General features: G+C 71.6%; 21 protein-coding genes. 16 read left to right on the forward strand and 5 right to left on the reverse strand.

The window, feature by feature from the left end:
* Positions 1-340: 340 nt before the first annotated feature.
* Entirely contained in the window at positions 341-3037 is a 2697-nt protein-coding gene (locus ACQPWU_RS36070; protein ID WP_433429798.1) for a twin-arginine translocation signal domain-containing protein, read from the reverse strand.
* A 118-nt stretch (positions 3038-3155) separates the two neighbouring features.
* Positions 3156-5084: a beta-galactosidase gene (locus tag ACQPWU_RS36075; protein WP_433429800.1), complete on the reverse strand. Its 1929-nt coding sequence runs from the start codon at positions 5082-5084 to the stop codon at positions 3156-3158.
* A gap of 352 nt (positions 5085-5436) precedes the next feature.
* Here ACQPWU_RS36075 and ACQPWU_RS36080 point away from each other — a divergent pair, with 352 nt between their 5' ends.
* The 7 genes from ACQPWU_RS36080 (at position 5437) to ACQPWU_RS36110 (ending at position 13583) form a co-directional block, all read left to right on the forward strand.
* The gene (locus tag ACQPWU_RS36080; protein ID WP_433429801.1) at positions 5437-6438 is read left to right on the forward strand and encodes a LacI family DNA-binding transcriptional regulator; all 1002 of its coding nucleotides are present in this window, start codon (positions 5437-5439) and stop codon (positions 6436-6438) included.
* Positions 6435-7847, forward strand: a complete 1413-nt coding sequence (locus ACQPWU_RS36085) for a rhamnulokinase (RefSeq protein ID WP_433429803.1) — start codon at positions 6435-6437, stop codon at positions 7845-7847. Before ACQPWU_RS36080 ends, ACQPWU_RS36085 begins: the two co-directional genes overlap by 4 nt.
* A 70-nt stretch (positions 7848-7917) precedes the next feature.
* Positions 7918-11133, forward strand: a complete 3216-nt coding sequence (fdh, locus tag ACQPWU_RS36090; RefSeq protein WP_433429805.1) for a formate dehydrogenase — start codon at positions 7918-7920, stop codon at positions 11131-11133.
* Positions 11133-11942, forward strand: a complete 810-nt coding sequence (locus tag ACQPWU_RS36095; RefSeq protein ID WP_433429807.1) for a 4Fe-4S dicluster domain-containing protein — start codon at positions 11133-11135, stop codon at positions 11940-11942. Before fdh ends, ACQPWU_RS36095 begins: the two co-directional genes overlap by 1 nt.
* The gene (gene nrfD, locus ACQPWU_RS36100) at positions 11939-12928 is read left to right on the forward strand and encodes an NrfD/PsrC family molybdoenzyme membrane anchor subunit (protein WP_433429808.1); all 990 of its coding nucleotides are present in this window, start codon (positions 11939-11941) and stop codon (positions 12926-12928) included. Before ACQPWU_RS36095 ends, nrfD begins: the two co-directional genes overlap by 4 nt.
* The gene (locus ACQPWU_RS36105; protein ID WP_433429810.1) at positions 12925-13050 is read left to right on the forward strand and encodes a hypothetical protein; all 126 of its coding nucleotides are present in this window, start codon (positions 12925-12927) and stop codon (positions 13048-13050) included. The genes nrfD and ACQPWU_RS36105 overlap by 4 nt, the downstream gene beginning before the upstream one ends.
* Positions 13047-13583 carry an NUDIX hydrolase family protein gene (locus tag ACQPWU_RS36110; protein WP_433429812.1) on the forward strand — a complete coding sequence of 179 codons (537 nt, stop codon included), beginning with the start codon at positions 13047-13049 and terminating at the stop codon, positions 13581-13583. The genes ACQPWU_RS36105 and ACQPWU_RS36110 overlap by 4 nt, the downstream gene beginning before the upstream one ends.
* Here the strand turns inward: ACQPWU_RS36110 and ACQPWU_RS36115 are convergent.
* Genes ACQPWU_RS36115 through ACQPWU_RS36125 form a run of 3 tightly spaced genes read right to left on the reverse strand, consistent with a single transcriptional unit; the run spans position 13480 to position 17026 of the window.
* The gene (locus ACQPWU_RS36115) at positions 13480-15147 is read right to left on the reverse strand and encodes an arylsulfatase (protein ID WP_433429814.1); all 1668 of its coding nucleotides are present in this window, start codon (positions 15145-15147) and stop codon (positions 13480-13482) included. The two genes, ACQPWU_RS36110 and ACQPWU_RS36115, sit on opposite strands and share 104 nt — an antisense overlap.
* Before the next feature lie 55 nt (positions 15148-15202).
* Positions 15203-16084 carry a sulfotransferase family protein gene (locus ACQPWU_RS36120; RefSeq protein ID WP_433429815.1) on the reverse strand — a complete coding sequence of 294 codons (882 nt, stop codon included), beginning with the start codon at positions 16082-16084 and terminating at the stop codon, positions 15203-15205.
* Between the two features lie 57 nt (positions 16085-16141).
* Positions 16142-17026: a MurR/RpiR family transcriptional regulator gene (locus tag ACQPWU_RS36125; RefSeq protein WP_433429817.1), complete on the reverse strand. Its 885-nt coding sequence runs from the start codon at positions 17024-17026 to the stop codon at positions 16142-16144.
* 84 nt (positions 17027-17110) lie between these two features.
* On the opposite strand from ACQPWU_RS36125, the gene ACQPWU_RS36130 reads away from it, so the two are divergent.
* The 9 genes from ACQPWU_RS36130 to ACQPWU_RS36170 are packed head-to-tail and all read left to right on the forward strand — an operon-like array spanning position 17111 to position 26364.
* Entirely contained in the window at positions 17111-18658 is a 1548-nt protein-coding gene (locus tag ACQPWU_RS36130) for an ABC transporter substrate-binding protein (RefSeq protein ID WP_433429818.1), read from the forward strand.
* A gap of 11 nt (positions 18659-18669) precedes the next feature.
* The gene (locus tag ACQPWU_RS36135; protein WP_433429819.1) at positions 18670-19620 is read left to right on the forward strand and encodes an ABC transporter permease; all 951 of its coding nucleotides are present in this window, start codon (positions 18670-18672) and stop codon (positions 19618-19620) included.
* On the forward strand, positions 19617-20432 hold the full coding sequence (locus tag ACQPWU_RS36140) for an ABC transporter permease (RefSeq protein ID WP_433429821.1): 816 nt from the start codon (positions 19617-19619) through the stop codon (positions 20430-20432). Before ACQPWU_RS36135 ends, ACQPWU_RS36140 begins: the two co-directional genes overlap by 4 nt.
* 15 nt (positions 20433-20447) lie before the next feature.
* Positions 20448-21347 (forward strand): N-acetylmuramic acid 6-phosphate etherase, encoded by a 900-nt coding sequence (gene murQ / locus ACQPWU_RS36145; protein ID WP_433429822.1) that lies wholly within the window; start codon positions 20448-20450, stop codon positions 21345-21347.
* Positions 21344-22507: an anhydro-N-acetylmuramic acid kinase gene (locus ACQPWU_RS36150; RefSeq protein WP_433429824.1), complete on the forward strand. Its 1164-nt coding sequence runs from the start codon at positions 21344-21346 to the stop codon at positions 22505-22507. The genes murQ and ACQPWU_RS36150 overlap by 4 nt, the downstream gene beginning before the upstream one ends.
* On the forward strand, positions 22504-23556 hold the full coding sequence (locus tag ACQPWU_RS36155; protein ID WP_433429826.1) for a serine hydrolase domain-containing protein: 1053 nt from the start codon (positions 22504-22506) through the stop codon (positions 23554-23556). Before ACQPWU_RS36150 ends, ACQPWU_RS36155 begins: the two co-directional genes overlap by 4 nt.
* Positions 23553-25154: an ABC transporter ATP-binding protein gene (locus tag ACQPWU_RS36160; RefSeq protein ID WP_433429828.1), complete on the forward strand. Its 1602-nt coding sequence runs from the start codon at positions 23553-23555 to the stop codon at positions 25152-25154. The genes ACQPWU_RS36155 and ACQPWU_RS36160 overlap by 4 nt, the downstream gene beginning before the upstream one ends.
* A gap of 33 nt (positions 25155-25187) precedes the next feature.
* Complete coding sequence (locus ACQPWU_RS36165; RefSeq protein ID WP_433429830.1) at positions 25188-25616, forward strand: winged helix-turn-helix transcriptional regulator; 429 nt, start codon at positions 25188-25190, stop codon at positions 25614-25616.
* A gap of 4 nt (positions 25617-25620) precedes the next feature.
* The gene (locus tag ACQPWU_RS36170; RefSeq protein WP_433429832.1) at positions 25621-26364 is read left to right on the forward strand and encodes a carbon-nitrogen hydrolase family protein; all 744 of its coding nucleotides are present in this window, start codon (positions 25621-25623) and stop codon (positions 26362-26364) included.
* The last annotated feature ends 12 nt before the right edge of the window (positions 26365-26376 follow it).

Here is a 26376-nt window from a genome sequence, read left to right on the forward strand (position 1 = left end):
GGCCGGAACGACGCTCCACGGCCGAGCAGTAGCAGCGCACTGAGATCGCGTGCCGGCGACCGTCCGGCGACCAGCTGGAGCCACGGCCCGGACGGCCGCGGCACACGCCGCGATGGCGCCGCGTCGGCGGGACGTTGTACGGCGGTGGCCGGCGCGACGCGCACGGCGCCCGGGGCGGCACTACGGGGCGGCGCCGATCGGCATGGGGCCGCCGAGGTGGCGGCCGGCCGAAGCGTCGCGTCGCGGTGCCACGCGCGACCGGCGTCAGCGGCGCGTCGGCGGCGGCCGGGGTTGGAGCGGCGCGGCACCGTCGAACGGCCGCGGGGCTGGGGCGGAGGGGTCATGTGGGGACTTTGTCGCCGACGAGGGCGAGGTTCTGGATGGCGGCCAGGCCGTACAGGGCCGTGGTGTTGGTCGAGACCCAGGACGCCTCGTCCGTCGGGTTGAGCGTCGTGGCCACCTTCTCCGACTTCCACGGCAGCGTGGGCGCGTACCCGTCCCCCGTGGCGAACTCCGTCCACGCCCGCGACGCGAGGTCGTCGCGCTTGAGCCGGACCGCCGCGTACGCCGTCAGCCTGGAATGGCCCTGCTTGAGGATGAGGTTGCCGAAGTCGGCGCCCGTCTCGGCGGCCTGCTCGGCCTTCGTGGCGTTGAACAGGCGGCAGTACTGGAGCCAGGCCCGCTCGAAGCCGGGCATGTCCACGAGGTCGATGAGCTCGGCGCAGATCTCGACCTGGCCGAACATGGCCGAGAGATGGGACACCGACACCTTGCGCGCCGCCGGGGCGAACTCGCCGGTGTTGATGTTGTAGAGCCCCTCCCCCGTGACGAAGCCGTTGGGCATCGCGGCGATGGTCCGCATGGTGGCCTTGAGCTTCTTCTCCGCCACCGGGTCCCCGCCGCGCTCCCACTCGGTCAGCCAGGCGGCGGCCAGGCCGCTCCAGTCGGTGCCCAGCCCGATCGCGAGGGCCGACGGGTCCGGCGTGTACGGCTCCGTGCGGATCTTGCGGAGCGGGTCGATGGCCAGGAACGTCTTGTCGGAGTCCACCAGCGCCCGCATGAGGTCACCGGTGCGCTCGTCAGCGGTCAGGAAGTAGAAGATGCGCCGGTAGACGGCGGTCGAGATGCGCTGCTGCTTGGCGCTGCACCCCCAGTGCTGCACGTTGTGCCTGCTGCCGAGCCCGGCCCACGGTCCGAGGTGGTAGACGTCGACCTCGCCGGTGTGCCGGGTCATCGCCTCGGCGAACCTGAAGATGTCGGAGCGCCCCGAGCGCAGGTACGCGTACCAGAGCCACAGGTCGGGCGACAGCTCCGAGTTGTCCCAGGCGTAGCCCCCGACGTCGTAGCGCCACACGTGCCGGTCCTCGTCGAACGTGTGCATGATGTCGCCGTAGTCCCAGAAGCCGTACCAGTGACGCTGTTCGACCTGTTTCCTGTAGTAGTCGAAGAGGAAGTCGAGGTGGTCCTCGATGGTCTTCTTCTGCGGCGTCGACCGGTCGACCGGGCTGAACAGGCCGCCGAACACCCTGGTCGCAGCCAGGTGCGCGGGTGGCGCGACGATCAGCGGCGGCGTCCGCACGGCGTCCGCCATCGCCCCGAGCCGGGTGGCGTCGGGGGTGGCGGACAGCGCCCAGAACGTCAGCTCCGTGGTGCGCGCGATGCCCAGCGGGGTGCCGAAGCCCGGCTCGTAGTCCTCGTACGTGATGTTGAGGCCCTCGATCTGCTCCGGGTATGTGTCCTGCCCCATGCCGTCGTGGTAGAAGCGGGTGTCCATCGGCCCGGCCTCCGGCGACCAGAGCCAGACGGTGACCTCGGCCTCGTCCGAGGCGGCCCCCCTGACATCGAGCTGGGTGGGGTGCCGCTGCCAGAAGTCGCGCATGCCGAACGCGAGGCCGCCGCTCGTCCCGCCGACGTACCCGAACCCGGAGGCCCGCTTGCCCTGGTCGACGGCGACCCAGCCGTACCCCTTCTTGGTGCGCTTCTTGAGCGTGAAACCCTCCGAGGAGAGCTGGGCGAGCGTGTAGTCGCCCCAGTCGGGGATGAGGTGGACGCGGCTGCTGACACGGGTGTCCCAGGTGGCGATGTCCGGCAGCCGCTGCCCCGCCACCTGGGCCTTGCGCACGGCCAGGCCCGGGTCGCGGCGCAGCCCCGTGATGCCCTTGACGGCCTCGGTGAGCAGGCCGTGCCCGTCGCCGACGAACCGGATGTGCCGGTTGTACGGCTCGTCCCGCATCGGGACGTGGAAGCGCACGCCCAGCCCGGCGACGAAGTCGTGCTGCCCGTCACGGTCGAACACGAACGTGTGCGTCATGCGCACGTTCTCCGCCCCGGCGTAGAAGTAGAGCCGGATCGCGAACGGCAGCCACGACCTGCCCTTCTTCGAGGTGTGCCGGCCCTCGATCCGGACGACCGCGCGCACCGGGCCCGACTGCTCGACCTCCACCTTGGAGATGTCGCTGAGGTAGGAGTCGACCTCGACGGTACGGTCGTCGCCGTCGTCGATCTTGCCCTGCCGGAGGCTGACGAGCTGCCCCTTGCGGGCGATCTCGGTCTCGCCGCGCCAGATCTGGCTGATCAGCTCGCTGCCGCTCTTGCGTACGCGGGCGCGGATGACGCCGGTGTCCACGTCAACGTACTGCTTCTCGTTCTTGACCGTGACCGGCTTGGCGGGGGCCGCCGCGCTCCCCGGCCGCAGCGTGTACGTCTCCGCCGCGGGCGCCTCGGGGCCGAGCGCGTGGGCCGTCCACTTCAGCGTCCCATCCGGCCAGTACGCCAGCGGCCATGTCTGCACCGGCACGGCGCTGCCGTCGGCCGCCGTGAGCGCGAACGCCTGCTCCTTGGCCACCGCGCCCTTCGGCCACGGCACGCCCCAGGTGGTGCCGGGCACCTCCGCGGGCCTGTCCTCGAGCCAGCTCAGGGTGACGTCGGGGACGGCGAGTCCCGCCAGGGCCGGCGAGTCCAGCACCGAGGCCAGCGGGACGGCGGCTCCCGCCGCGGCTAACCCCTTTAACGCGTCGCGTCGTGATATTTCGGACATGGTGTACTGCACCTCCGTGCGGAGACTGGGGGATGACCGGTGGTACCGCTTCCCTAAGGGAAGCGCTCTCCGATGGCTCAGAGGCGGTGGCGGCGGGCCGCGGCCACCGCCACCGGCGTCAGGCGGGAATCACGCGGACGTCGCCCGCCGCCACCGTGACGGGGCCGCCCGTGGGCGGCGTCACGACCGCGTCCTCGCTCGTGTGGTTGATGGCGAACAGGTAGGAGCGGCCGTCGGCGTGCGAGCGCCGTACCACCTCCACCCCGGCGGGGGCGTCGGCGGCGGGCCCTACCCCGGCCTCGGCCGCGACGGCGGCGATGACCTCGGCCAGGCCGTCGTCGCCCAGCCTGGTGGTGAGGTAGTGCGCGAACCCCTCACCCCACTCGTTGCGGGTCCAGGCGGGCTCCCCGGTGGCGTACGTGTCGAGCACCTTCGCTCCGGTGGCCTGGGCCACCTCGCTCCACACGCTCCCCGACCACCCCGAGGCCAGCTCGATCGGCCCGTCCAGGGGGAAGAACTCCTCGACGGTCACGCCCAGGAGGTCGCGCCACGCGCCCGGGTAGCCGCCGAGCCGCACCCGGTCGTGCTCGTCCACGATCCCGCTGTACGGGCCCACGAGCGCGACCCCGCCCCGCTCCACGAACCGGGCGAGGTTGGCCGCCCCCGCGTCGCTCACCAGGTACAGCGCGGGCACCAGCACCAGCCGGTAGCCGGTCAGGTCGCCCTCGGGGTGGGCCAGGTCGCAGGTGATGCCGGCCTGCCAGAGCGCGGCATGCCAGCGCTTGGCCTCCTCCACCGGGTCCATCTCGGAGCTGGGCTGCGCGGGGTGGTCCTGGGCCCACACGCTGGAGTGGTCGATGAGGATCGCGACGTCGGCCTCGACCGTGCTGCCCGCCACGCCGGCGAGCCCGGCCAGCTCGGCGCCGAGCGCGGTCACCTCGCGCCAGACCTTGGTGTTCGTGCCCGCGTGCGGCAGCATCGCCGAGTGCCACTTCTCCGCGCCCGTGCGGGAGGCCCGCCACTGGAAGAACATGATCCCGTCCGCTCCCCTGGCCAGGTGGGACAGGGAGTTGCGGCGCAGCTCGCCGGGGGTCTTGGCGAGGTTGCGCGGCTGCCAGTTGACCGCGCTGGTCGAGTGCTCCATCAGCAGCCACGGCCGGCCGCCGTTGAGCGAGCGGGCGTAGTCGGCGGCGAAGGCCAGGTCGATGTGCGGCTCCGCGCGGGCGCCGATCAGGTAGTGGTCGGTGGAGACCACGTCCATCTCGGCGGCGAAGGCCCAGCAGTCCATGTCCCAGTGCGCGCCCGCCATCAGGTTGGTGGTCGCCGGCACGTCGGGGCTGATCTTCTTGAGCAGGTCGCGCTCGGCGATGTAGAGCTCGACCAGCGCGTCGGAGCTGAAGCGGCGGAAGTCGAGCTGCTGGCCCGGGTTGGGGAAGGTCGGGGTGGCGCGCGGCGGCAGGATCTGGGACCACTCGCTGTAGCGCTGGGACCAGAACGCGGTCCCCCACGCGTCGTTGAGATCGTCGAGCGAGGAGTAGTGCGAACGCAGCCAGGCGCGGAAGGCCGCGGCCGAGGTGTCGCAGTAGCAGCGCGCGTTGTGGCAGCCGTACTCGTTGTGCACGTGCCACAGGGCCAGGGCCGGGTGGTCGTGGTAGCGCGTGGCCACCTGCTCGGCGACGCGCAGCGCCTTCTCGCGGTAGATCGGCGAGCTCGGGCAGAAGCCCTGCCTGCTGCCGTGGTACAGCCGCCGCCCGTCGGCGTCCACCGGCAGCGCCTCCGGGTACGCGTCACCGAACCAGGGCGGCGGGCCGGCGGTCGGCGTGGCCAGGTTGGCCTTGATCCCGTTCGCGGCCAGCAGGTCCATCACGCGGTCGAGCCAGCCGAACTCGAACACGCCCTCCGCCGGCTCGAGCAGCGACCAGGAGAAGATGCCGACGCTGACCCGGTTGACGCCGGCCTCGCGCATGAGCGCGACATCCTGCTCCCACGTCTCCTCGGGCCACTGCTCTGGATTCCAGTCCCCGCCGTAGGCGATGACGTCCGGCATGAAACCTGCCTTTCGAATTACTGTTAGCGCTCACAGCGTGTTACGCCTGCGTTTACGGGGGATTAAAACGTTCCTCAACGGCGTCGCACAAGGCCTTTGACGGCGCCGCGGGCGAGTTCTCGCTGATCAACACGGGTGATTGCCCAGGCAGGCGGCCCGAATCGAGGCGTGACCCGTGATGCTGGCGTTACTCGAACGTTATGAAACTAGGGGATCCGCGCACGAGTGCGCATCCAGATACAAACGTTTTACGAACAGGGGCCCAGATACGTGCTCGGCGACAGGCCCCAACCGCCGGTCCACCGGCGCCTCGACTGGCATAAAGACCGTTTGTACGTTTTAATAGATCCTCATGGCCCTGGTCAGCATCAAGGACGTCGCCGCGTACGCCGGCGTGTCCCCAGGCACGGTCTCCAACGTACTGAACCGGCCCGGCAAAGTCGCCCCCGCCACCCGGGAGCGCGTGCAGGCGGCGATCAACGAGCTGGGGTTCGTCCGCCACGGCTCGGCCTCGACGCTGCGCGCCGGGCACAGCAGGACGATCGGCCTGAGCGTGATCGACATCGGCAACCCGTTCTTCACCGAGGTCGCGGCCGGGGTCGAGGACGTGGCCAGCGAGCTGGGTTACGCGGTGATCCTGGGCAACTCCGCGGGCTCGCAGGACAAAGAGGACCGCAACCTGCGGGTGCTGGCCGAGCACCGGGTGCGCGGCGTGCTGATCACCCCGTCCGGCGAGGACCCCGGCAGGCTCGACCGGCTGCGCGAGCGCGGCATCAGCGTGGTGCTGGTCGACCATCCGGCGCACCGGCCCGACCAGTGCGCGGTCGCCGTGGACGACGTCGCGGGCGGCCGGGCCGCCGTGACGCACCTGCTGGCCAAGGGCGCGCGCAGCGTCGCCTACGTGACGGGCCCGCTGACGATCAGGCAGTGCGTGGAGCGCCGGGAGGGCGCGAAGGCCGCGATGCGGGCGGCCGGGCTCGACCCCGACGATCTGAGGGTCGCCGAGACCGCCACGATGACGGCCCGCGCGGGCGAGAAGGCGGCAGCCGACCTGATCGCGGCCGGCCTGCCCGAGGCCGTGTTCTGCGCCAACGACCTGCTCGCGCTCGGCGTGCTCCGCGCGCTGCTGCGGTCCGGGGTGCGGGTGCCGGAGGAGGTGGCGCTGATGGGGTACGACGACATCGACTTCGCCGCCGCCTCCACCGTGTCGCTCAGCTCGATGCGGCAGCCGACGTACCAGCTCGGCCGGATCGCCACCGAGCTACTGCTGGACGAGTGCGACAATCCGGACACGCACGCGCACCAGCACATCATGTTCCAGCCGGAGCTCGTCGCCAGGGAGTCCACCCAATGAGCCGCCGTTTCGCCGCCGTCGACCTCGGTGCCTCCAGCGGCCGGGTGATGCTGGCCGACTTCTCCGACGGCCTGCGGCTGACCGAGGCCCACCGCTTCCCGAACGGCCCCGTACGCTTGGTGGACCGGCTCTACTGGGACGTCCTCGGCCTCTACCGGGAGATCCTCACCGGACTGCGCGACGCCGGACCGGTGTCGTCCATCGGCGTGGACTCGTGGGCGGTGGACTACGGGCTGCTCGACGAGTCGGGCGCGCTGCTGGGCAACCCCGTGCACTACCGCGACGACCGCACGCATGGGGTGGCCGAGCAGGTGGCCGGGTCGGTCGGCGCGGAGGCGCTGTACGAGGTGTCCGGGCTGCAGGTGCTGCCGTTCAACACGATCTACCAGTTGCTGGCCGACCGGCTCGACGGGGCGGCGACGATGTTGCTGATCCCCGACCTGATCGGCTACTGGCTCACCGGCGAGCTGGGCGCCGAGGTGACGAACGCCTCGACGACGGGGCTGCTCGACGTGCGCACCAGGTCCTGGGCGTTGCCGCTGATCAAGCGGCTCGGACTGCCCGCGGAGCTGTTCCCGCCGCTGCGGCAGCCGGGGGAGGCGCTCGGCGGGCTGCGGCGGGACGTGGCCGCGGAGATCGGCTGGTCGGCGCCCGTCAGGGCGGTGGGCTCACACGACACCGCCTCGGCCGTGGCCGCCGTTCCCGCCTCCGGACCCGCCTTCGCCTACATCTCGTGCGGCACGTGGTCACTGGCCGGCGTGGAGCTGCCGGGACCTGTGCTGACCCCCGAGAGCCGGGCCGCGAACTTCACCAACGAGGCGGGCATCGACGGCACCGTCCGCTACCTGCGCAACGTCATGGGGCTGTGGCTGCTGCAAGAGTGCCTGCGGGCCTGGCCGGGCTCCGACCTGGCCGAGCTGCTGCAGGCGGCGGCGGGCGAGCGGCCGTTCGCGGCCGTGGTCAACCCGGACGAGCCGGTGTTCCTGCCGCCGGGCGACATGCCGGCCAGGATCGCCGCGGAGTGCCGCCGCACGGGCCAGCGGCCTCCGTCGTCCCCGGCCGCGTACGTGCGGTGCGTGATGGAGAGCCTGGCGCTCGGGCACCGGCGGGCGGTGCGGCAGGCGATGGAGCTGTCGGGGCGCGACGTCGAGGTCGTCCACCTCGTGGGCGGCGGGTCGCGTAACGAGCTGCTGTGCCGGCTCACCGCCGACGCCTGCGGGCTGCCGGTGGTGGCCGGTCCCGCCGAGGCGACCGCCTTCGGCAACGTGCTGGTGCAGGCGCGGGCGGCGGGACTCGTGTCCGATCTGGAGGAGATGCGCTCACTGGTCGCCTCCTCGCAGCCGCTGCGCCGCTATGAGCCGTCCGGCGACGCCCACGCCTGGGACGAGGTCGCCGCGCGCCTGTTCTGACCCCTTCTACCTGCGGGTTTTCGCCTCCCGGCAGCAGGGCAGGAACCCGGCCAGGGGCTTGGGGGGCGTCATGAAACTGGGGTGGCCGCTGCTGCGGCAGCTGACCGGCGAGGACCGCACGGGGCGGGGCGCGGCGGCGAAGTCGGCCAGGACGGCGGCGCTGCGGGCGCGCACGGCCACGGCCGACCGGGTCGTCAAGTCGGTGTGCCCGTACTGCGCGGTGGGCTGTGCCCAGAACGTCTACGTACGGGATGAGAAGGTCATCCAGATCGAGGGCGACCCCGACTCCCCCATCAGCCGCGGCCGGCTGTGCCCCAAGGGCGCGGCCAGCCTGCAGCTCACCACGGCGTCCAACCGCCAGTACAAGGCGCTCTACCGGCCGCCGGGCGCGATCGACTGGCAGGAGATCGACCTCGCCGCCGCCATGGACATGGTGGCCGACCGGATCATCGACACGCGCCGGCGGACCTGGGAGTGGGAGAGGGACGGCAAGCGCACCGCCAGGACCATGGGCATCGCCAGCCTCGGCGGCGCCACGCTGGACAATGAGGAGAACTACCTCATCAAGAAGCTGCTGACCGCGCTCGGCGTGGTGCAGATCGAGAACCAGGCCCGGGTGTGCCACAGCTCGACCGTGGTCGGGCTCGGCACGTCGTTCGGCCGGGGCGGCGCCACCACGTTCATGCAGGACCTGCAGCACTCCGACTGCGTGGTCATCCAGGGCTCGAACTTCGCCGAGGCGCACCCGGTGGGCTTCCAGTGGGTGATGGAGGCCAAGGCGCGCGGCGCGGTGATCATCCACGTCGACCCGCGCTTCACCCGGACGAGCGCGCTGGCCGACCTGCACGTGCCGATCCGCGCGGGCTCCGACGTGGCCTTCCTCGGCGGGATCATCAACCACGTGCTGGAGAACGACCTGTACTTCCACGAGTACGTGGTCAACTACACCAACGCGGCCACCCTGCTCAAGGAGGACTACCGCGACGCCGAGGACCTCGACGGGGTCTTCTCCGGCTTCGACCCCGAGTCCCGCACGTACGACGACGAGAGCTGGCAGTACGAGGGGATGACGGTCGCCGCGGCCTCCGGCGATCGGGACCGGCCGTTGGACAGGATGCCGCCCGGCCGTCCCGAGATGTCCGGCGCGACCGGCCTGCCGATGGACGGCACGCCGGAGCGCGACGAGACGCTGCGCCACCCGCGCTGCGTCATGCAGGTGCTGCGCCGCCACTTCGCCCGCTACACGCCGGAGATGGTCGAGCGGGTGTGCGGGGTGCCGCGCGAGCTGTTCATGCAGGTGTGCCGGCATCTGACGGAGAACTCTGGGCCCGACAAGACCTCGGAGTTCGTGTACGCGGTGGGCTGGACGCAGCACAGCGACGGCTCGCAGTTCATCAGGACGGCGAGCATCCTGCAGCTGCTGCTCGGCAACATCGGCCGCCCCGGCGGCGGCATCCAGGCGCTGCGCGGGCACGCCAGCATCCAGGGCTCCAGCGACGTGCCGACGCTGTTCAACCTGCTGCCCGGCTACATCCCGATGCCGCACGCGCACGAGCACATGAGCCTGCACACGTTCCTGCGAGCAGACTCGCCGCACCGCGGCTACTGGGCGAACATGCCCGCCTATCTGGTCAGCCTGCTCAAGGCGTGGTGGGGCGAGTCCGCCCAGCCGGACAACGACTTCAGGTTCGGCTACCTGCCCAGGCTGACGGGGTCGCACAGCACGTACGACACGGTGCTGGCGCAGCTCGACGGCACCTGCAAGGGCTACATCCTGCTGGGCGAGAACCCCGCGGTGGGCTCGGCCAACACCAGGATGCAGCGCCTGGGCATGGCCGAGCTCGACTGGCTGGTCGTACGCGACTTCAACCTGATCGAGAGCGCCACCTGGTGGAAGGACGGCCCGGAGATCGAGACGGGCGAGCTGGCCACGAAGGACATCGGCACCGAGGTGTTCTTCTTCCCCGCGGCCTCGCACACGGAGAAGAGCGGCAGCTTCACCAACACCAACCGGCTGCTCCAGTGGCACCACCAGGCGGTCGAGCCGACCGGGGACGCGCGCAGCGACCTGTGGTTCATGTACCACCTGGGGCGGATCATCAGAGAGAAGCTGGCGGGCTCGACGGACCCGATGGACGCGCCGCTGCTGGAGCTCACCTGGGACTACCCGGTCGAGGGTCCCCTGGAGGAGCCGTCCGCCGCGGCGGTGCTGGCCGAGATCAACGGCTGGGACTCCGGCCGGCGGCCGCTGTCGGGCTACCACGAGCTCAAGGACGACGGCTCCACCGTGTGCGGTTGCTGGATCTACTGCGGCGTGTACGCCGACGGCGTCAACCAGGCCGCCCGCCGCAAGCCGCACACCGAGCAGGACTGGATCGCCGCCGAATGGGCCTGGGCCTGGCCGGCGAACCGGCGCATCCTCTACAACCGGGCCTCGGCCAGGCCGGACGGCAGCCCGTGGAGCGAGCGCAAGAAACTGGTCTGGTGGGACGACGGCGCGGGCCGCTGGACCGGCTTCGACGTGCCGGACTTCGAGGCGGGCAAGAGCCCCGGCTACCGGCCGCCGCCGGACGCGCAGGGCGTGGCGGCGCTGTCGGGGATCGACCCGTTCATCATGCAGTCCGACGGGAAGGGCTGGTTGTTCGCGCCGTCCGGGGTGGTGGACGGGCCGCTGCCGGCGCACTACGAGCCGCAGGACTCGCCCGTGGCCAACCCGCTCTACGGTCATCAGCGCAACCCGGCGCGCAAGGTCTACCCGCACGAGGACAACCGCTATCAGCCGAGCGGCGACGAGCCGGGGGCGTCGGTCTACCCGTACGTGGTGACGACGTACCGGCTGACCGAGCACTTCACGGCGGGCGGCATGAGCCGGCACACGCCGTACCTGGCGGAGCTGCAGCCGGAGATGTTCTGTGAGGTCTCGCCCGAGCTGGCCGCCGAGCGCGGGCTCGTGCACGGCGACTGGGCCACGATCATCACCGCGCGCAACGCCATCGAGGCCAGGGTCATGGTCACCGACCGGATGCCGTCGCTGCACCTGGACGGCCGGGTGCTGCACCAGATCGGGCTGCCGTTCCACTACGGGCCCAACGGCCTGGCCAAGGGCGACGCGGCCAACGAGCTGTCGGCGATCTCGCTGGACCCCAACTCCCACATCCAGGAGGTCAAGGCCCTGGCGGCCGACATCCGGCCGGGGCGGCGCCCACGCGGCACGGCGCTGCCGGAGCTGGTCAGGTCCTACCAGCGGCGGGCCGGCGTCACGGCCGGCACCGGGACGGAGGCGTGATGGGCCGCGTGGGGTTCTTCACCGACACCAGCATCTGCATCGGCTGCAAGGCGTGCGAGGTCGCCTGCAAGGAGTGGAACGCCGTCCCCGAGGACGGACTGACCTTCACCGGCATGTCGTACGACAACACCGTGGGGCTGGGCGCCGACAGCTGGCGGCACGTCGCGTTCATCGAGCAGCGGCGTCCGCTCGGCCACCAGGAGCCCGGGGTCGGCGACATGGACTTCCGCTGGCTGATGGCCTCCGACGTGTGCAAGCACTGCACGGAGGCGGCCTGCCTGGACGTGTGCCCGACGGGGTCGCTGTTCCGCAGCGAGTACGGCACGGTCGTGGTGCAGGAGGACATCTGCAACGGATGCGGCTACTGCGTGCCCGCCTGCCCGTTCGGCGTGATCGGCACGCGCGAGAGCAGCGGCCTCGCGGCCAAGTGCACGATGTGCTACGACCGGCTGGGCGACGGGCAGGAGCCGGCGTGCGCCAAGACGTGCCCGACGGACTCGATCCAGTTCGGGGACCTGGACGAGCTGCGCGAGCGGGCCGCGCGCCGGCTCGACCAGGTGCGCGAGGAGGGCGTCACGTCCGCCCGCCTGTACGGGCACGACACGGACGACGGGGTGGGCGGGATGGGTGCGTTCTTCCTGCTGCTGGACGAGCCCGAGGTGTACGGGCTGCCGCCCGACCCCGTGGTGACCACCAGGGACCTGCCGTCGATGTGGCGGCACGCAGGGGTCGCGGCACTCGCCCTGCTGGCCGGCGTGGCGGCGACAGCGCCTGTATGGGGGCTGCCGGTATGGAGGAGGCGGGGATGACCAGTCAGACCGACGTGCGCTTGGACGGCTCGGCCGAGCTGCGTACCGAGCGCGAGGCCACGCCGGGCTCGGCGGGCCACAGGCGCGAGCGGCTCAGGCCGTCGCAGGCGACCTTCGACTCCTACTACGGGCTGCCGGTGCTGAACGAGCCGACCTGGCAGGCACAGGACATCGCCGGCTATCTGTTCCTCGGCGGCCTGGCCGGCGCGTCGTCCACGCTGGCGGCCGCCGCCGAGCTCACCGGCCGGCCCCGGCTGGCCAGGGCGGGCAAGGTCGCGGCCGTGTGCGCGCTGGGCGGGTCGCTCTACTCGCTGATCCATGACCTGGGCCGGCCCGAGCGGTTCCTCAACATGCTGCGGGTGTTCAAGGTGACCTCGCCCATGAGCGTCGGCACCTGGATCCTCACCGCGTACGGGCCGCAGGCCGGGTTCGCGGCCGCCGCCGACCTGGCCGGGCGCTTCCCCCGCCTGGGGCGGGCCGCCACGGTCGGGGCGGCGCTGACCGGGCCCGCGGTGGCCACGTACACCGCCGCGCTGATCTGCGACACCGCCGTGCCCGCCTGGCACGAAGGGTTCAGGGAGATGCCGTTCCTGTTCGCGGGCTCGGCCGCGGCCGCGGCGGGCGGGCTGGGGATGCTGGCCGCGCCGCCGTCGGAGGCGGGCCCGGCCCGGCGGGCGGCGCTGCTGGGCGCGGCCGCCGAGTGCGTGGCCGCCGTCCGGATGGAGCGGCGGCTCGGGCCGCTGGCCGAGCCGCTCAAGCGGAGCAGGCTGCTGCGCGCGGGCGAGGTGCTGGTGCTGGCGGGCGCGCTGGCCGGGATGACCGCGGGCCGCCGCAGCAGGCTCGCGGCCGCGGCTGCGGGCGCCGCCCTGCTGGCCGGTTCGGCATGCACCCGGTTCGGGATCTTCCATGCCGGCGTGGAGTCCGCGAACGACCCCAAGTACACCGTCCAGCAGCAGCGCAGGCGGCTGGCGAGGGAGATCACATGAAGCGGAAAGTCATCGCCTATCTGCCGTTCTTCGGCATCGTGCTCGTCACTTGCGTCTCGTCCTGGCTGGCCGGCAGGAAGATTCCCGGGCGCGAGACCCGGGGACGTACGATCGGCAGATGACCGAAAAGACCGAAACCACGCCTGGGTGGCTCTCACCGGAAGAACTCGAATCGGTGCGGGGCCAGCTGCCGATTCTCTACGTCGACGCCGTGCCGGTGCGGGTCGACGACACCGGCGTGGTCACCCGCGTCGGCCTGCTGCTGCGCATCTTGTCAGACGGCACGGTCAGCCGGGCGCTGGTCTCGGGGCGGGTGCTCCACCACGAACGGATCCGCGACGCGCTCCTGCGTCACCTGGAGAAGGATCTCGGCCATGTGGCGCTGCCCCGCATCCCCGCCTCGCCGCAGCCGTTCACCGTGGCCGAATACTTCCCCACCCCCGGCGTCACCCCGTACCACGATCCGCGGCAGCACGCGGTCTCGCTTGCCTACATCGTCCCGGTCGCGGGTGACTGCCGCCCCCGGCAGGACGCCCTTGACTTTGAGTGGTTCACGCCTGAGGACGCGGTGTCTCCGGCGGTACAGCAGGAGATGGGCGGCGGGCAGGGGATGTTGGTGAAGCAGGCGCTCGCCCACGTCGGCCGTCTGCCCTGACGCGGAAGGCGTGCGACCGGCCGTCCGATGTGAAGCGGGCGCGGGCCGTGATCCGGCCGGCGCCCGGGGTCGGGAAGCCCACGGTGATCGCCGTTCCCGGGTCCACCAGCGGTACGGGGTGGGCCCGGACGCCGTTCAGGCTCAGCTGGACCTTCCGCCACGGCACCGGCGAGCCGTTGTGCAGGGTCACCACGACCTGGCCGCCGGTGAGCTCGGTCTTCAGCCCGTACGGGATGCGCGGGTCGGGGCCGATGGAGTCGTCGAGCAGGGCCGTCAGCTCGTCGGCCAGCTCGACCCTGGTGGCGGCCAGGTCGCGGCTCTCCCCCGGGTCGGTGGAAAGGTCGTACAGCTCGATCCGGCCCTCGGGCCCGGCGCCCGCGATGTGCGGGGCGAAGCGGAGCAGTTTCCACCGGCCCCGGCGGATCGCCTGCATCTTACGGGGCCGGTTCCACACGAGGTGGTCGTGCTTGGGCGCGCCGTCGCCGGTGAGCAGGCCGCGGAAGGAGAGGCCGTCGAGGTGGGCCGGCACCGGCACGCCGACCAGGTCGGCCAGTGTCGGCAGCACGTCCCACGACGCCACCGGCTGCTCGACCACGCGCGGCCGTAACCGCGGTGACCAGGCGATCATCGGCACGCGGATGCCGCCCTCGTACAACTGGCGCTTGACGCCGCGTAAGGGCCCGTTGGAGTCGAACAGCTCCGGCGTCACGCCCTTCTCGTGGTGGGGGCCGTTGTCGGCGGTGAACAGCACGAGAGTGCGCTCGGCGACGCCCGCCTCGCGCAGCGCGCGCACCAGTGTGGCCACGTCGGAGTCGAGCCTGGCCACCTGCGCGGCGTGGCGCCGGTTGGGGCCGCTCCACGGGCGGTTCTCGTACGGCCCCGCATCGCCGGGCACGACGCTCGGCGAGTGCGGCAGGTTGGTGGGGAAGTAGAGCAGGAACGGGTCGTCGCCGGCCTGCCGGATGAACTCGACGGCCCGGCGGCGGAACAGGTCCGGCGCGTACGACCCGCCGTCGAGGCGCACCTTGGCGCCGTTGTGCCACAGGTATTCGGGGAAGTACTGATGGGCGTGGACGTGGGTGATGTAGCCGAAGAACTCGTCGAAGCCGCGCTCGTTCGGATGGGACGCCTGCCCTGGCCGTTCCGGGCCGAAGCCCCACTTGCCGAAGCAGGCCGTGCGGTAGCCGGACAGCCGCAGCAGCTCGGCGAAGGTGAGGTCGGCGTCGGTGAGCGAGAGCTGCGGCCCGCCCTCCGGGTTCTCGCGTACGGTGCCGTGGCCGGCGTGCAGCCCGGTGAGCAGGGCGCAGCGTGACGGCGCGCAGAGCGGCGCTCCCGAGTACGCGGTCTCGAAGCGCACGCCCTCGGCCGCCAGCCGGTCGAGGTTCGGCGTGCTGATCAGGCGCTGTCCCTGGCTGCCGATCTCGCCCCAGCCGAGGTCGTCGGCCAGGATCACGACGATGTTGGGGCGCGGGGGCAGGCCGGTCGCGGCCTCGGCGGAAGTGGGCAGGGCGAGGCCGGCGAGGGTTCCGGCGAGCATGGTACGGCGCGAGGGCCCGTCGATCACGAACGGCAACCTATCGGAGGCTTCGGCGAACGGCAGGCAAACCGCCGGCGAACTGTCAGTAGTTCCACTGACGGCACATCTCGCGCAGCTCGGCGGGCACCTCGTCCGCCGACGGTAGAGGGCGGCCCTCGACGACCGTGCCGGCGCGGATCTTGTCGCGCCAGTCGCCGATGCCCTTGACGAAGGCGCCGTGGTCCTTGTTGCCGTACTTCAGCATGGCCGGCTCGAACTCCAGTCCCAGGAAGAGGCAGAGCCGCCGCAGCTCGCGCTCGGGCTCGGCGACCAGCTCCTCGTAGCGCACGGTCAGCCCCTCGAGGTGGGTACGGGCCTCCTCCAGGTAGGTCATGTAGCTCAGCGTGCGCGGCACGGCCTCCTCCATGGGCCTCTTCTCCGGGTCGGCCTCGTGCCAGGACTGCACGATGGACATGGGGTGGCGCAGCAGGAAGACGAAGCGCGCGTCCGGCCAGCAGGCCGCGAGCCGCCGCCAGGCGAACACGTTGCTCGGCGTCTTCTCCGCCAGGATCGGCTTGCCGCTGCGGGTCAGCTCGCGGTGCAGCAGCCGGTCCCACACGATGTGCTCGATGTCGCTGTGGTTGTGGCCGAGCGCCTCCATGGCCTGCCGTACGGGATCGGTGCCGAGCCCGACGGTGACCCGCCTGAAGTGCGTCTCGATGGGCGAGTGCACCTGGGAGTGGCTGTTGAGCATGACCCGCAGCAGCGTGGAGCCCGACCGTACAGACGACAGCAGGAAGACCGGCTCGCGCAGCAGCCGGTCGTGCTCGGGATCGACGGGCGGCCGCACCACGTCGCCGGGCAGCCGCTGGAGCACCAGCGGGGGCGGCGGCGGTGGTTTCGGCGGCGCCTTCTCCAGCCGCCGCTTCAACGTGTATCCCGTCAGGCCCTCCAGCGTGGCGTTGGCCCGGTACCTCCAGCTCATGGGCCCAAAAGGTAGAGAGTTCCCGTGAACCCCAGGTGAATCCCGCCTGTGAAACCTCTACCCGCGCTTGTGGACGACGCGGGCGTGCACGACCGCGTACGTGTTGCGCAGCGCCGCCATCGACTCGTCGTAGGACGCCTGCGCGACCCCCGTGAACAGGCAGTCGACCACCATGAGCTGCGCGATGCGGCTGCCCAGCGCGCCGGAGCGGAACTTCGTCTCCCTGGCGGCCGTCGTGAGCGTCACGTCGGCCGCGCGGGCCAGCGGCGAGTCGCGGAAGTTCGTGATGGCCACGGTGGATGCGCCCGACTTGCGGGCGATGGAGAGGAACTCGACCGTGTCCACCGTGGCGCCCGTGTGCGAGACGGCCACCGCCACGCAGCCGGAGTCGAGCGTGGCCGCCGATGTCCAGGCCGAGTGTGAGTCGTGCCAGTTGATGGCGGTACGCCCGATGCGCGATAGCTTCTGCTGCAGGTCGAGCCCCACGAGGGAGCTCGCGCCCACGCCGAAGCTGTCGATCCTGCGCGCCGCCAGCAGCAGCGACACCGCGGCGCCCAGCGCCTCCATGTCCAAGGAGCGGGCCGTGTCGGCGATGGACAGCGTCTCGTTCATCGCCACCTTGGAGACGATGCCCTCCAGGCTGTCGTGGCGGTCGATGTCGCCGGACGCCTCCGGCAGGCTCGACCTGGTCAGCTCCTCGCGCGCCACCGCCCTGGCCAGGTCGATCCTGAGGTCCTTGTAGTGGGCGTACCCCATGCGCTGGTAGAAGCGCACCACCGAGGTCGTGGAGGTCCCGCAGCGGGCGGCCAGCTCGGCGATGGACAGGTTGGCGGCGCCGGCGGGATCGCCGACGAACTCCTCCGCGATCCGCCGCTCCGACGGCCGCAGCGCGGGCATGGCGGCCCGGATGCGGATCAGTACGGTCCCGTCGTCCTCGGCCATCGCCGCCCATCCCCGTAAAGGAAAGAAAGTACCCTGGTGGTAAGGTCTGCGTAATTTTATGACCCACTCCCCCGAGGAGACCACATGCCCCGTGGCGCTTTCTCCGCGGTCGGCATCGCCGCTGCGCTGTCCATCGCCCTCACCAGCTGTTCGTCATCCTCGTCCCCCGGCTCCTCCCCCGCGGGCACCGGCGCGGCCTCCGGCAAGAGCCTCGTGGTCGGCGTCACCTCCGACCCGGACACGCTCTTCCCCTGGAAGGCCACCCAGTTCCAGGCCGTGAACGTGCTGCAGAACCTGTACGGGACGCTCACCGAGTTCGACAAGGACCTGAAGGTCGTGCCCGGCCTGGCCGAGTCGTGGCAGACCTCGGACGACGGCAAGAAGCTCACCCTCAAGCTCAGGCAGGGCGTCACGTTCGCCGACGGCAGCACGTTCGACTCCAAGGACGTCAAGTCGTCGCTGGACAAGATCATGGACGAGAAGACGGCGGCCGTGGCCAGGGCGTCGCTGTCGTCGGTGAAGTCGGTCGAGGCGCCCGACGCGAACACCGTGGTGCTGGAGCTGACCGGGCCCGACGCCGCCCTGCCCGCCAACCTGGCCACGGTCAACATGGCGATGCTCTCCTCCGACGACACCGAGGAGAAGCTCAACACGACCCCGAACGGCACGGGCCCGTTCAAGGTCAAGAACCGCGTGGCGAGCCAGTCGATCACGCTGGCCAGGAATGACGCGTACTGGGGTGAGAAGCCGAAGGTGCCGGCGGTCGAGTTCCGGGTCATCCCCGACGAGTCGTCCATCGTGTCGGCGATGCAGTCGGGCAACGTGCAGCTGGCGGTCTTCAACGACCCGCTCGTCGCACAGACCGCGGAGGGCGGCGGCACGATCACCGTGGCCAAGACGCCGCAGCTCAACTACCACGTGCTCCAGCTCAACGCGCAGCACGGCGACCTCAAGGACGTCAACGTGCGGCTGGCGATCCAGTGCGCGATCGACCGCAAGCAGGTGCTCGACACCGCAGCGCTGGGCGAGGGCGAGGTGACGGGGCCGATCACCGCCCCGCTGTTCAAGTCGGACCCGAACAAGCGCCCCTGCCCGGCCCGTGACCTGACCAAGGCGGCCGAGTACCTGAGCAAGGCCGGCAAGTCCGGCGGGGTGACCGTCAAGACCATCGTCTCCCAGGGCGAGTACGCGACCTCGGTCAACGAGGCCCAGAACCTCAAGGCGCAGCTCGCCGAGGCCAAGATCAACCTGGACCTGGAGGTGCTGGAGTCGGGCGCGTTCGTGGACCGCTGGGTGGCCGCCGACTTCGACGCGGCCGTCGCGCTCAACGGCGGCCGTCCCGACCCCGACGGCTCCTACGGCCGCTACTTCACCAGCAAGGGCAACCTGAACAAGGTCGCCGGCTACAGCTCGCCCGAGCTGGACAAGCTGTTCGCCGAGGGCAAGGCGACGACCGACGAGGCCGCCCGCAAGGCGATCTACGACCAGGTCTCGGCCAAACTGGAGGAGAACGCGCCCTGGATCTGGCTGTTCTCCGGCTACACCTACACCGCCACGACGGCCGGCGTGCAGGGGTTCGTGCCGATGGCCAGCGGCTCGTTGCAGTACCTGCGGACCACCTCGGTCAATTGAGGCGTCAGCTGATGCGCCTCCGCAACCGCGTCGTCAGCACGGTGGCGACCCTGTTCGGGGTGGCCGTGCTCGTGTTCGTCATGCTCCGGGCGATCCCCGGCAACCAGATCACGGCGGGGCTCGGCACCGAGGCCGCGGCGCTCACCCCCGCCCAGCGGCAGGCCCTGGAGCAGTACTACGGGCTGGACCAGCCGCTGGTCACGCAGTTCTTCTCGTGGCTGGGCAACATGTTCACCGGCAACTTCGGCTACTCGGCCCGCCAGCAGCAGAGCGTGCTCGACCTGACCCTGCACTCGCTGCCGGTGACGTTCGAGCTGGCGGTGCTCTCGATCGTGCTGGCGCTGCTGATCGGCGTGCCGCTCGGCATGCTGGCGGCGTCCAGGACGAACTCGTCCAGGGACGCGCTCGGCCAGGTCGTGAGCCTGGCGGGGTTGTCGGTCCCGGCGTTCCTGCTGGCCACCACGCTGCTGTCGATCCTCGCGGCGTCGTTCGGCTTCAACCCCAACGGACAGGGCTTCGCCACGCTCTTCGACGACCCGCTGCTCAACCTGCAGCAGATGCTCCTGCCCGCGCTGGTGCTGGGCTTCGGCATCGCGGCGCCGATCCTGCGCACCACCCGCACTGCGGTGCTGGAGGTCCGCTCGAACGACTTCGTCCGCACCGCCCGCGCCAAGGGCGTGCCCGAACGGCGGCTGCAGGTCAAGCACGTGCTCGGCAACGCGCTCGTGCCGATCGTGACCATGACGGGCCTGCAGTTCGGCTACCTGCTGGGCGGCGCGGTCGTGGTGGAGCAGATCTTCTCCGTGCCGGGCATCGGCAGGCAGGTGCTGCTGGGCATCCAGCAGAAGGAGTACGCGGTCGTGCAGAGCACGGTGCTGGTGATCGCGCTGGCGTTCGTGCTGGTGAACCTGCTGACAGACGTGCTCTATCGGATCATCGACCCGCGAGTGAGGGCGTCGTGAAGAGAAGTCCCACCCTGGTGGTGGGGTCGGCGATCCTCGTCCTGCTGGCCGCCGTCGCGGCGCTGTCGTACGCCGGGCTGCTCCCGTACGACCCGATCGCGCAGCACCCGCCGTCGCGCTTCATGGCGCCATCGGGGGCCCACCTGTTCGGCACCGACCAGTTCGGCCGGGACGTGTTCTCGCGGGTGGCGGCCGGGGTGGGCAACTCGGCGCTCATCGCGGTCGTCGCGGTGGCGTTCGCGACCGTGGTGGGCACGCTGGGCGGGCTCGTGTCCGGCTTCTACCGCGGCTTCGCCGACGGCGCGATCGGCGGGGTGACGAACGTGCTGTTCGCGTTCCCGCCGCTGCTGCTCGCGCTGTCGCTGGCCTCGGTGCTGGACCGCAACTGGTTCACGATCGCCGTGGCCATCGCCATCGTGTACGTGCCCATCTTCATCCGCGTCACCCGGGGCCCGGTGCTGTCGCTCAGGGAGATCGAGTACGTCAAGGCGGCCGTCTCGACCGGCATGAGCCGCTGGCAGATCATGCTCCGTCACGTCCTGCCGAACATCACCTCGATCGTCGTCATCCAGATCGCGCTGTCGTTGTCGTGGGCGGTGCTGACGGAGGCGTCGCTGAGCTTCCTCGGCCTGGGCACGCCGCCGCCCGCGCCGTCGCTCGGCTCGATGATCTTCGAGGCGCGCAGCCTGGTCTTCATCGCCCCGTGGACGCTGATCGCGCCGGGCGCGGTCGTCGTCCTGCTGGTCGTGGGGCTGAACCTGCTCGGCGACGGCCTGCGCGACACTCTCGACCCGCGGAATCGTGGCACTTAAGGATCGAGGCAAGCGGTGAATCTCTCAGAACTGACGACCGAAGCGGACGATCCCCGTTTCACCGGGATCGACACGATGAGCGTGGCCGAGCTGGCGGCCACCATGAACGCGGCCGACGCCGCCGTCCCCGGCGCGGTGGCCCGGGCCCTGCCGCGGATCACCGAGGCGATCGAGGCCACGGCCGAGCGCATGGAGCGGGGCGGCCGGCTGGTGTACGTGGGCGCGGGCACGCCGGGGCGGCTGGGCGTGCTGGACGCCTCCGAGTGCCCGCCGACGTTCGGCACGCCACCTGAGCAGGTCTTCGCGATCATCGCGGGCGGCGAGAGCGCGATCGTGTCGCCCTGCGAAGGTGCCGAGGACGACGAGGAGGCCGGGACGGCGGCCATCGACGCGGCCGGCATCGGGCCGCTCGACACCGTGGTGGGCGTCGCCTCCAGCGGGCGCACCCCTTACGTGGTGGCGGCGGTGCGGCGGGCGCGCGAGCGCGGCGCGCTGACCGTGGGGCTGTCGTGCAACGAGGCCACCCCGCTGAGCGAGGCGGCCGAGCACGGGATCGAGGTGCTCGTCGGGCCCGAGGTGATCAGCGGGTCGACCAGGCTCAAGGCGGGCACGGCGCAGAAACTCGTGCTCAACATGTTCTCGACGATCGTCATGGTGCGGCTCGGCAAGACGTACGGGAACCTGATGGTGGACGTCAAGGCCAGCAACGGCAAGCTGCGCGAACGCGCCGTGCGCATCGTACGGGCGATCAGCGGCGCCGGGCCCGAGGAGGCCCTCGCCGCGCTTCGTCGCAACGGTTTCAACGTGAAGCAGGCGGTCGTCGCCTTCCGGTTCGGCCTGTCGCCGCAGGACGCTGCGGCGCGGCTGGCCGGGGCCGGTGGGCGGCTGCGGACGGTTCTGGGGGAGCGGGCATGAGGGTTCTGGGAATGATCTCCGGTACGTCGCACGACGGGATCGACGTTGCGGTGGTGGACTTCCATCTCGTCGGCGGCCTGCTCGAAGGCCGGGTCGGCTACACGGCGAGCACGCCGTACCCGGCGGACCTGCGGGCCCGGCTGATCGCGGCGCTGCCGCCCGCGGAGACGACGCTGTCCGAGGTGTGCGTGCTCGACACGCTCATCGGGCAGAGCTTCGCCGGCGCCGCGGCCGCGGCCATCGCGCTGGGCGGGCCCGTCGACCTGATCGTCTCGCACGGGCAGACCGTCTACCACTGGGTGGAGGGCACGCACGCGCTCGGCACGCTGCAGATCGGGCAGCCCGCGTGGATCGCCGAGCGGACCGGCGTCCCCGTGCTGTCGGATGTGCGCATCAGGGACATCACGGCCGGCGGGCACGGGGCGCCGCTGGTGTCGGTGCTCGACGGACTGCTGCTCGGCTCGCACGAGGGTGGGGCGGCGGCGCTCAACCTGGGCGGCATCGCGAACATGACCGTGGTGAGCGGGGGCGAGCTGTACGCCTACGACATCGGGCCCGCGAACGCGCTGATCGACGCGGTGGTGACGAGCAGAGGGCTGAACGAGCGCGGCTTCGACGAGGACGGCCGGATCGCGGCCTCGGGGCGGGTGGACGGGCGGCTGCTGGAGGTGCTGCTCGACGAGCCGTACTACGGGCTGGCCGCGCCGAAGAGCACCGGCAAGGAGCTGTTCCACCTCGGATACGTGGAGGCGGCCCTGTCCAGGGCGGGGCACGAGGTCGGGGACGCCGACCTGGTCGCCACGCTCACCGAGCTGACCGTCCGCACGGTCGCCGGGGACGTGCGGGCCGCCGGGGTGGGCGCGCTGGTCGTCTCGGGCGGCGGCTGCCGCAATCCCGTGATCATGGACGGGCTGCGGGCGGCTCTGCCGGGCGTGGACGTGGCGCCGTCCGACGATTACGGCGCCCCCTCCGACGACAAGGAGGCCATCGCGTTCGCGCTGATCGGCTGGCTGACCGCGCACGGACTGCCGGGCACCGTGCCGGGAGGAACGGGCGCCCGGGCCGCCCGCGTCCTCGGCACGCTGACGCCCGGCGCGAACCCGCTGATCCTGCCCGCGCCGGTCGCCGAGCCGCCGCGCTCGCTGGTGCTGACCCGATGACGGAGGACACACCGGTCCACGCGCCCGCGGGGGTGGTCATGGCCGCGCGGACGCCGTGGTTCGACCTCACCGAGTGCACCGGCCACCGGACCGTGCGCTGGGAGGGCGGCGAGCGTGTGGGCGACGCGCCGATGACCCTGGACACCTTTCACGACCTCGCCTCGGTCACCAAGGTCGTCGCCACCACGACGGCGCTCATCCGGCTGGTGTCCGACCGGCTCGTGGACCTGGACGCGCCGCTGAGCGCGTACCTGGCGCGCTCGTACGAGGCGATCACCGTGCGGGACCTGCTCCTGCACCGGGGCGGACTGTGGGAGTGGTGGCCGCTCTACATCCAGGCCGAGCAGCCGCCCCCGCGGTACCGGCCCGGGCGCGCACGCCACTACTCCGACCTCGGCTTCGTCCTGCTCGGCGGGATCGTCGCGTCCGTCACCGGGCTGAGCCTGGACCAGGCCGTGGCCGAGCTGGTCACCGAGCCGCTCGGCCTCGGCTCCACCACGTACGCCCGCCCGGCGAGCCCCGAGGTGGCCATGAGCGCCCTGGACGACCGGATCGAGATGGACATGCTCGACACCGGCCGGCCGTACCCCGTCCCGTACCGCAGCTCCGACTTCGCGCGCTGGCGGGGCGGGCCCGTGCTCGGCGAGGTGGCCGACGGCAACGCCCACCACGCCTTCGGCGGGGTCTCCGGGCACGCCGGGCTCTTCTCGACCGTCCCCGACCTGCTCGCCTACGGCCTGGCGATGTCCCGGTACGAGGAGCACGACCGGCTGTGGCGGCCCGAGGTCGCCCGGGAGTTCTTCACCCCCGGGCCGGACGCCGGGCAGGCGCTCGGGTTCCGTACCTACCGGCTCGACCTGTGGGACGAGACCGTCACCGTGCTCGGCCACCCCGGCTACGTGGGCTGCGCGGTCGGCTTCGTCCCCGGCCGCGACATCGCCCTGGCACTGGCGAGCAACCGCCTGCTCGTCCAGGGCGACCCCACCCCCACCGACGCCCTCTGGGCCGACCTGCTCCAGGCCACCACGCAACGATCGAGGACAGCATGACCCCGCTCCTGGAGATCCGTGACCTCTCGGTCGCCTTCCGCACCCGCAAGCAGGACGTCACGGTCGTCAAGAACGTCTCGATGGAGATCCTGCCGGGCCAGACCCTCGCGGTCGTCGGCGAGTCCGGCTCCGGCAAGTCGACCACGGCGGCCGCGGTCAACCGGCTGCTGCCCGACAACGGCCGCATCACCGGCGGACAGGTCCTGTTCGACGGCCGCGACCTGGCCCGGGCCACCCAGCGGGAGATGACCGCGATCCGCGGCGCGGGCATCGGCCTGGTCCCGCAGGACCCCATGTCGAACCTCAACCCGCTCATGCGCATCGGGGAGCAGATCGCCGAGGCTCTCGAGGTGCACGGTGTCGCCCACGGCAAGGCGGCCAGAGCCCGTGTGCTCGAGCTGCTCGACCTCGTCGGCATCCCCGACCCGGCGCGGCGGATCGGGCAGTACCCGCACGAGTTCTCCGGCGGCATGCGGCAGCGCGCGCTGATCGCCATGGGGCTGGCCTGCCGGCCGAAGCTGCTCATCGCCGACGAGCCCACCTCCGCGCTGGACGTGACCGTGCAGCGGCGCATCCTCGACCAGCTGGAGCAGCTCACCGCCGAGATGGGCACGGCCGTCCTCCTCATCACGCACGACCTGGCGCTGGCGGCGGAGCGGGCCGACGTGGTGGCCGTCATGCACGACGGGCGCATCGTCGAGACCGGGCGGGCCGCCGAGATCCTGGCCGAACCCGGGCACGAGTACACCAGGCGGCTGCTCAAGGCCGTGCCGAGCCTGTCGTCGGTCCGCGTGCAGGCGCTGGTATCCGGGCCTCCGCAGGAGGCGGAGGACCTGGTGGTCGTGAAGGACCTGCGCAAGGTGTTCCCGATCAGGGGCACCGGCGAGGAGTTGACCGCCGTGGACGCGGTCTCGTTCGGCATCCCGCGGGGCCGTACCGTGTCGATCGTGGGCGAGTCGGGCTCGGGCAAGTCGACCACCGCCAACCTGCTGCTCGGCCTCGACGACGTCACCTCCGGCAGCATCCGCTTCGACGGCACGGACCTGGCCGGGCTCGGCAGGCGGGAGCTGTTCGCCTTCCGCCGGCGGGTGCAGCCCGTCTTCCAGAACCCGTACGCCTCGCTCGACCCCCGCTACCCGGTCGGGAAGTCGATCGCCGAGCCGCTGCGCGTGCACCGCGTCGGCAGCGCGGCGGAGCGGGCGAAGACCGCGGCCGAGCTGCTGGAGAAGGTGTCGCTGCCCGCCTCCATGGCCGAGCGGCTGCCGCACGAGCTGTCGGGCGGCCAGCGCCAGCGGGTGGCCATCGCCAGGGCGCTGGCCCTCTCACCCGAGCTGGTGGTGCTGGACGAGGCCGTCTCCGCGCTGGACGTGCTGGTCCAGGCGCAGATCCTGGAGCTGCTGGCCGAGCTGCAGCGGGAGCTGGGGCTCAGTTACCTGTTCATCAGCCACGACCTGGCCGTGGTGCGGATGATCTCGCACGCGGTGCACGTCATGCGCGACGGCCGGATCGTGGAGAGCGGCACCGCCGAGGAGATCTTCGACCACCCCGAGCAGGACTACACCCGCGAACTGCTCGCGGCGATCCCCGGTAACAGGTAAGTTGGAATTCCGAACTTTCTCTCGGAGGTTGGGATGCCCAGGGAATGCTCGATCGCCAACGCGCTGGCGGTCGTCGGGGAGCGGTGGAGCCTGCTGGCCATGCGGGAGATCCTCCTGGGCGTGCGCCGCTTCGACCAGATCGCCCGCAACACCGGCGCCAGCCGCGACATCCTCACCGCCCGGCTGCGCAAGCTGGAGGAGGTCGGGCTGCTGGAGCGCCGGCTGTACGAGGAGCATCCGCCGCGCTACGAGTACGTGCTGACCGAGGCCGGCGAGGCGCTGCACACGGTGCTGCTGTCCCTCATGGACTGGGGCGACCGCTACGTCACCCGGGGCGAGCCGCCGACGGTCTGGCGGCACAGCTGCGGCGAGGCGCTTGAGCCGGTCACGGTGTGCGCGCACTGCCGCGAGCCCGTGCGCCGGGAGGACCTGGCCGTCATCCGCGTGCATCAGCCACAGTAGAGCGGTGCGGATCCTCCTGGTTCAGCCCCCGCGCTGGTCCCCCGACGGCCACGCCAACTTCGACGCGATCGAGGCGTTCGTCCCCGCTCAGGAGGGTGACGTGCTGCTGCTGCCCGAGCTGGTGGGTGGCAGCCTCCCCCGTGCCGACTACCTGGCCAGGGTGCGCGATCTGGCCATGGGGACGGGCATGGCGGTGGTGGGCGGCTCACACTACGACGGCCCAGTAGATGGCGCCGTCAACCGGGGCGCGGTGTTCGACGCCGGGGGCACGCTGCTGGCCGAGTACGACAAGGTCCATCCCTACGGCCTGGAGCTGGGCGCCGGCGTGGTGCCCGGCCGCCCGAGCACGGGCTTCGAGCTGAACGGCCGCCGCCTGCACGTGCTGCTCTGCGCCGACTTGTGGTACTCGGCGAGCCTGGCCGGGCGGGACGGCCTCGACGCGGTGCTGGTGCCCGCCTTCTCGATCACCCGCTGGGACGGCCCGGCTCCGGCGCGCGAGCTGTGGCGGCACATGAGCGTGGCCCGGGCGTACGAGTTCATGACATATGTGGCGGTGAGCGACTGGCACCACGAGACCACGTACCACGGGCATCCCTGCGCAGGGGTCACCGGGTTCGCCGACCCCTGCCCCGAGAGCCGTGCCGGCTTCTTCACCGGCCCGGGGGATGCGCCGGTCTCCACTCACGACCTGGACTTCGACCGCCTGGACGCCTTCCGCAGGGACCGGGAGGACCGCGGCTTCAAGTAGGGCTCTCCCTAC

It is taken from the genome of Nonomuraea sp. CA-141351 (assembly GCF_050944675.1).
Lineage (GTDB): Bacteria > Actinomycetota > Actinomycetes > Streptosporangiales > Streptosporangiaceae > Nonomuraea.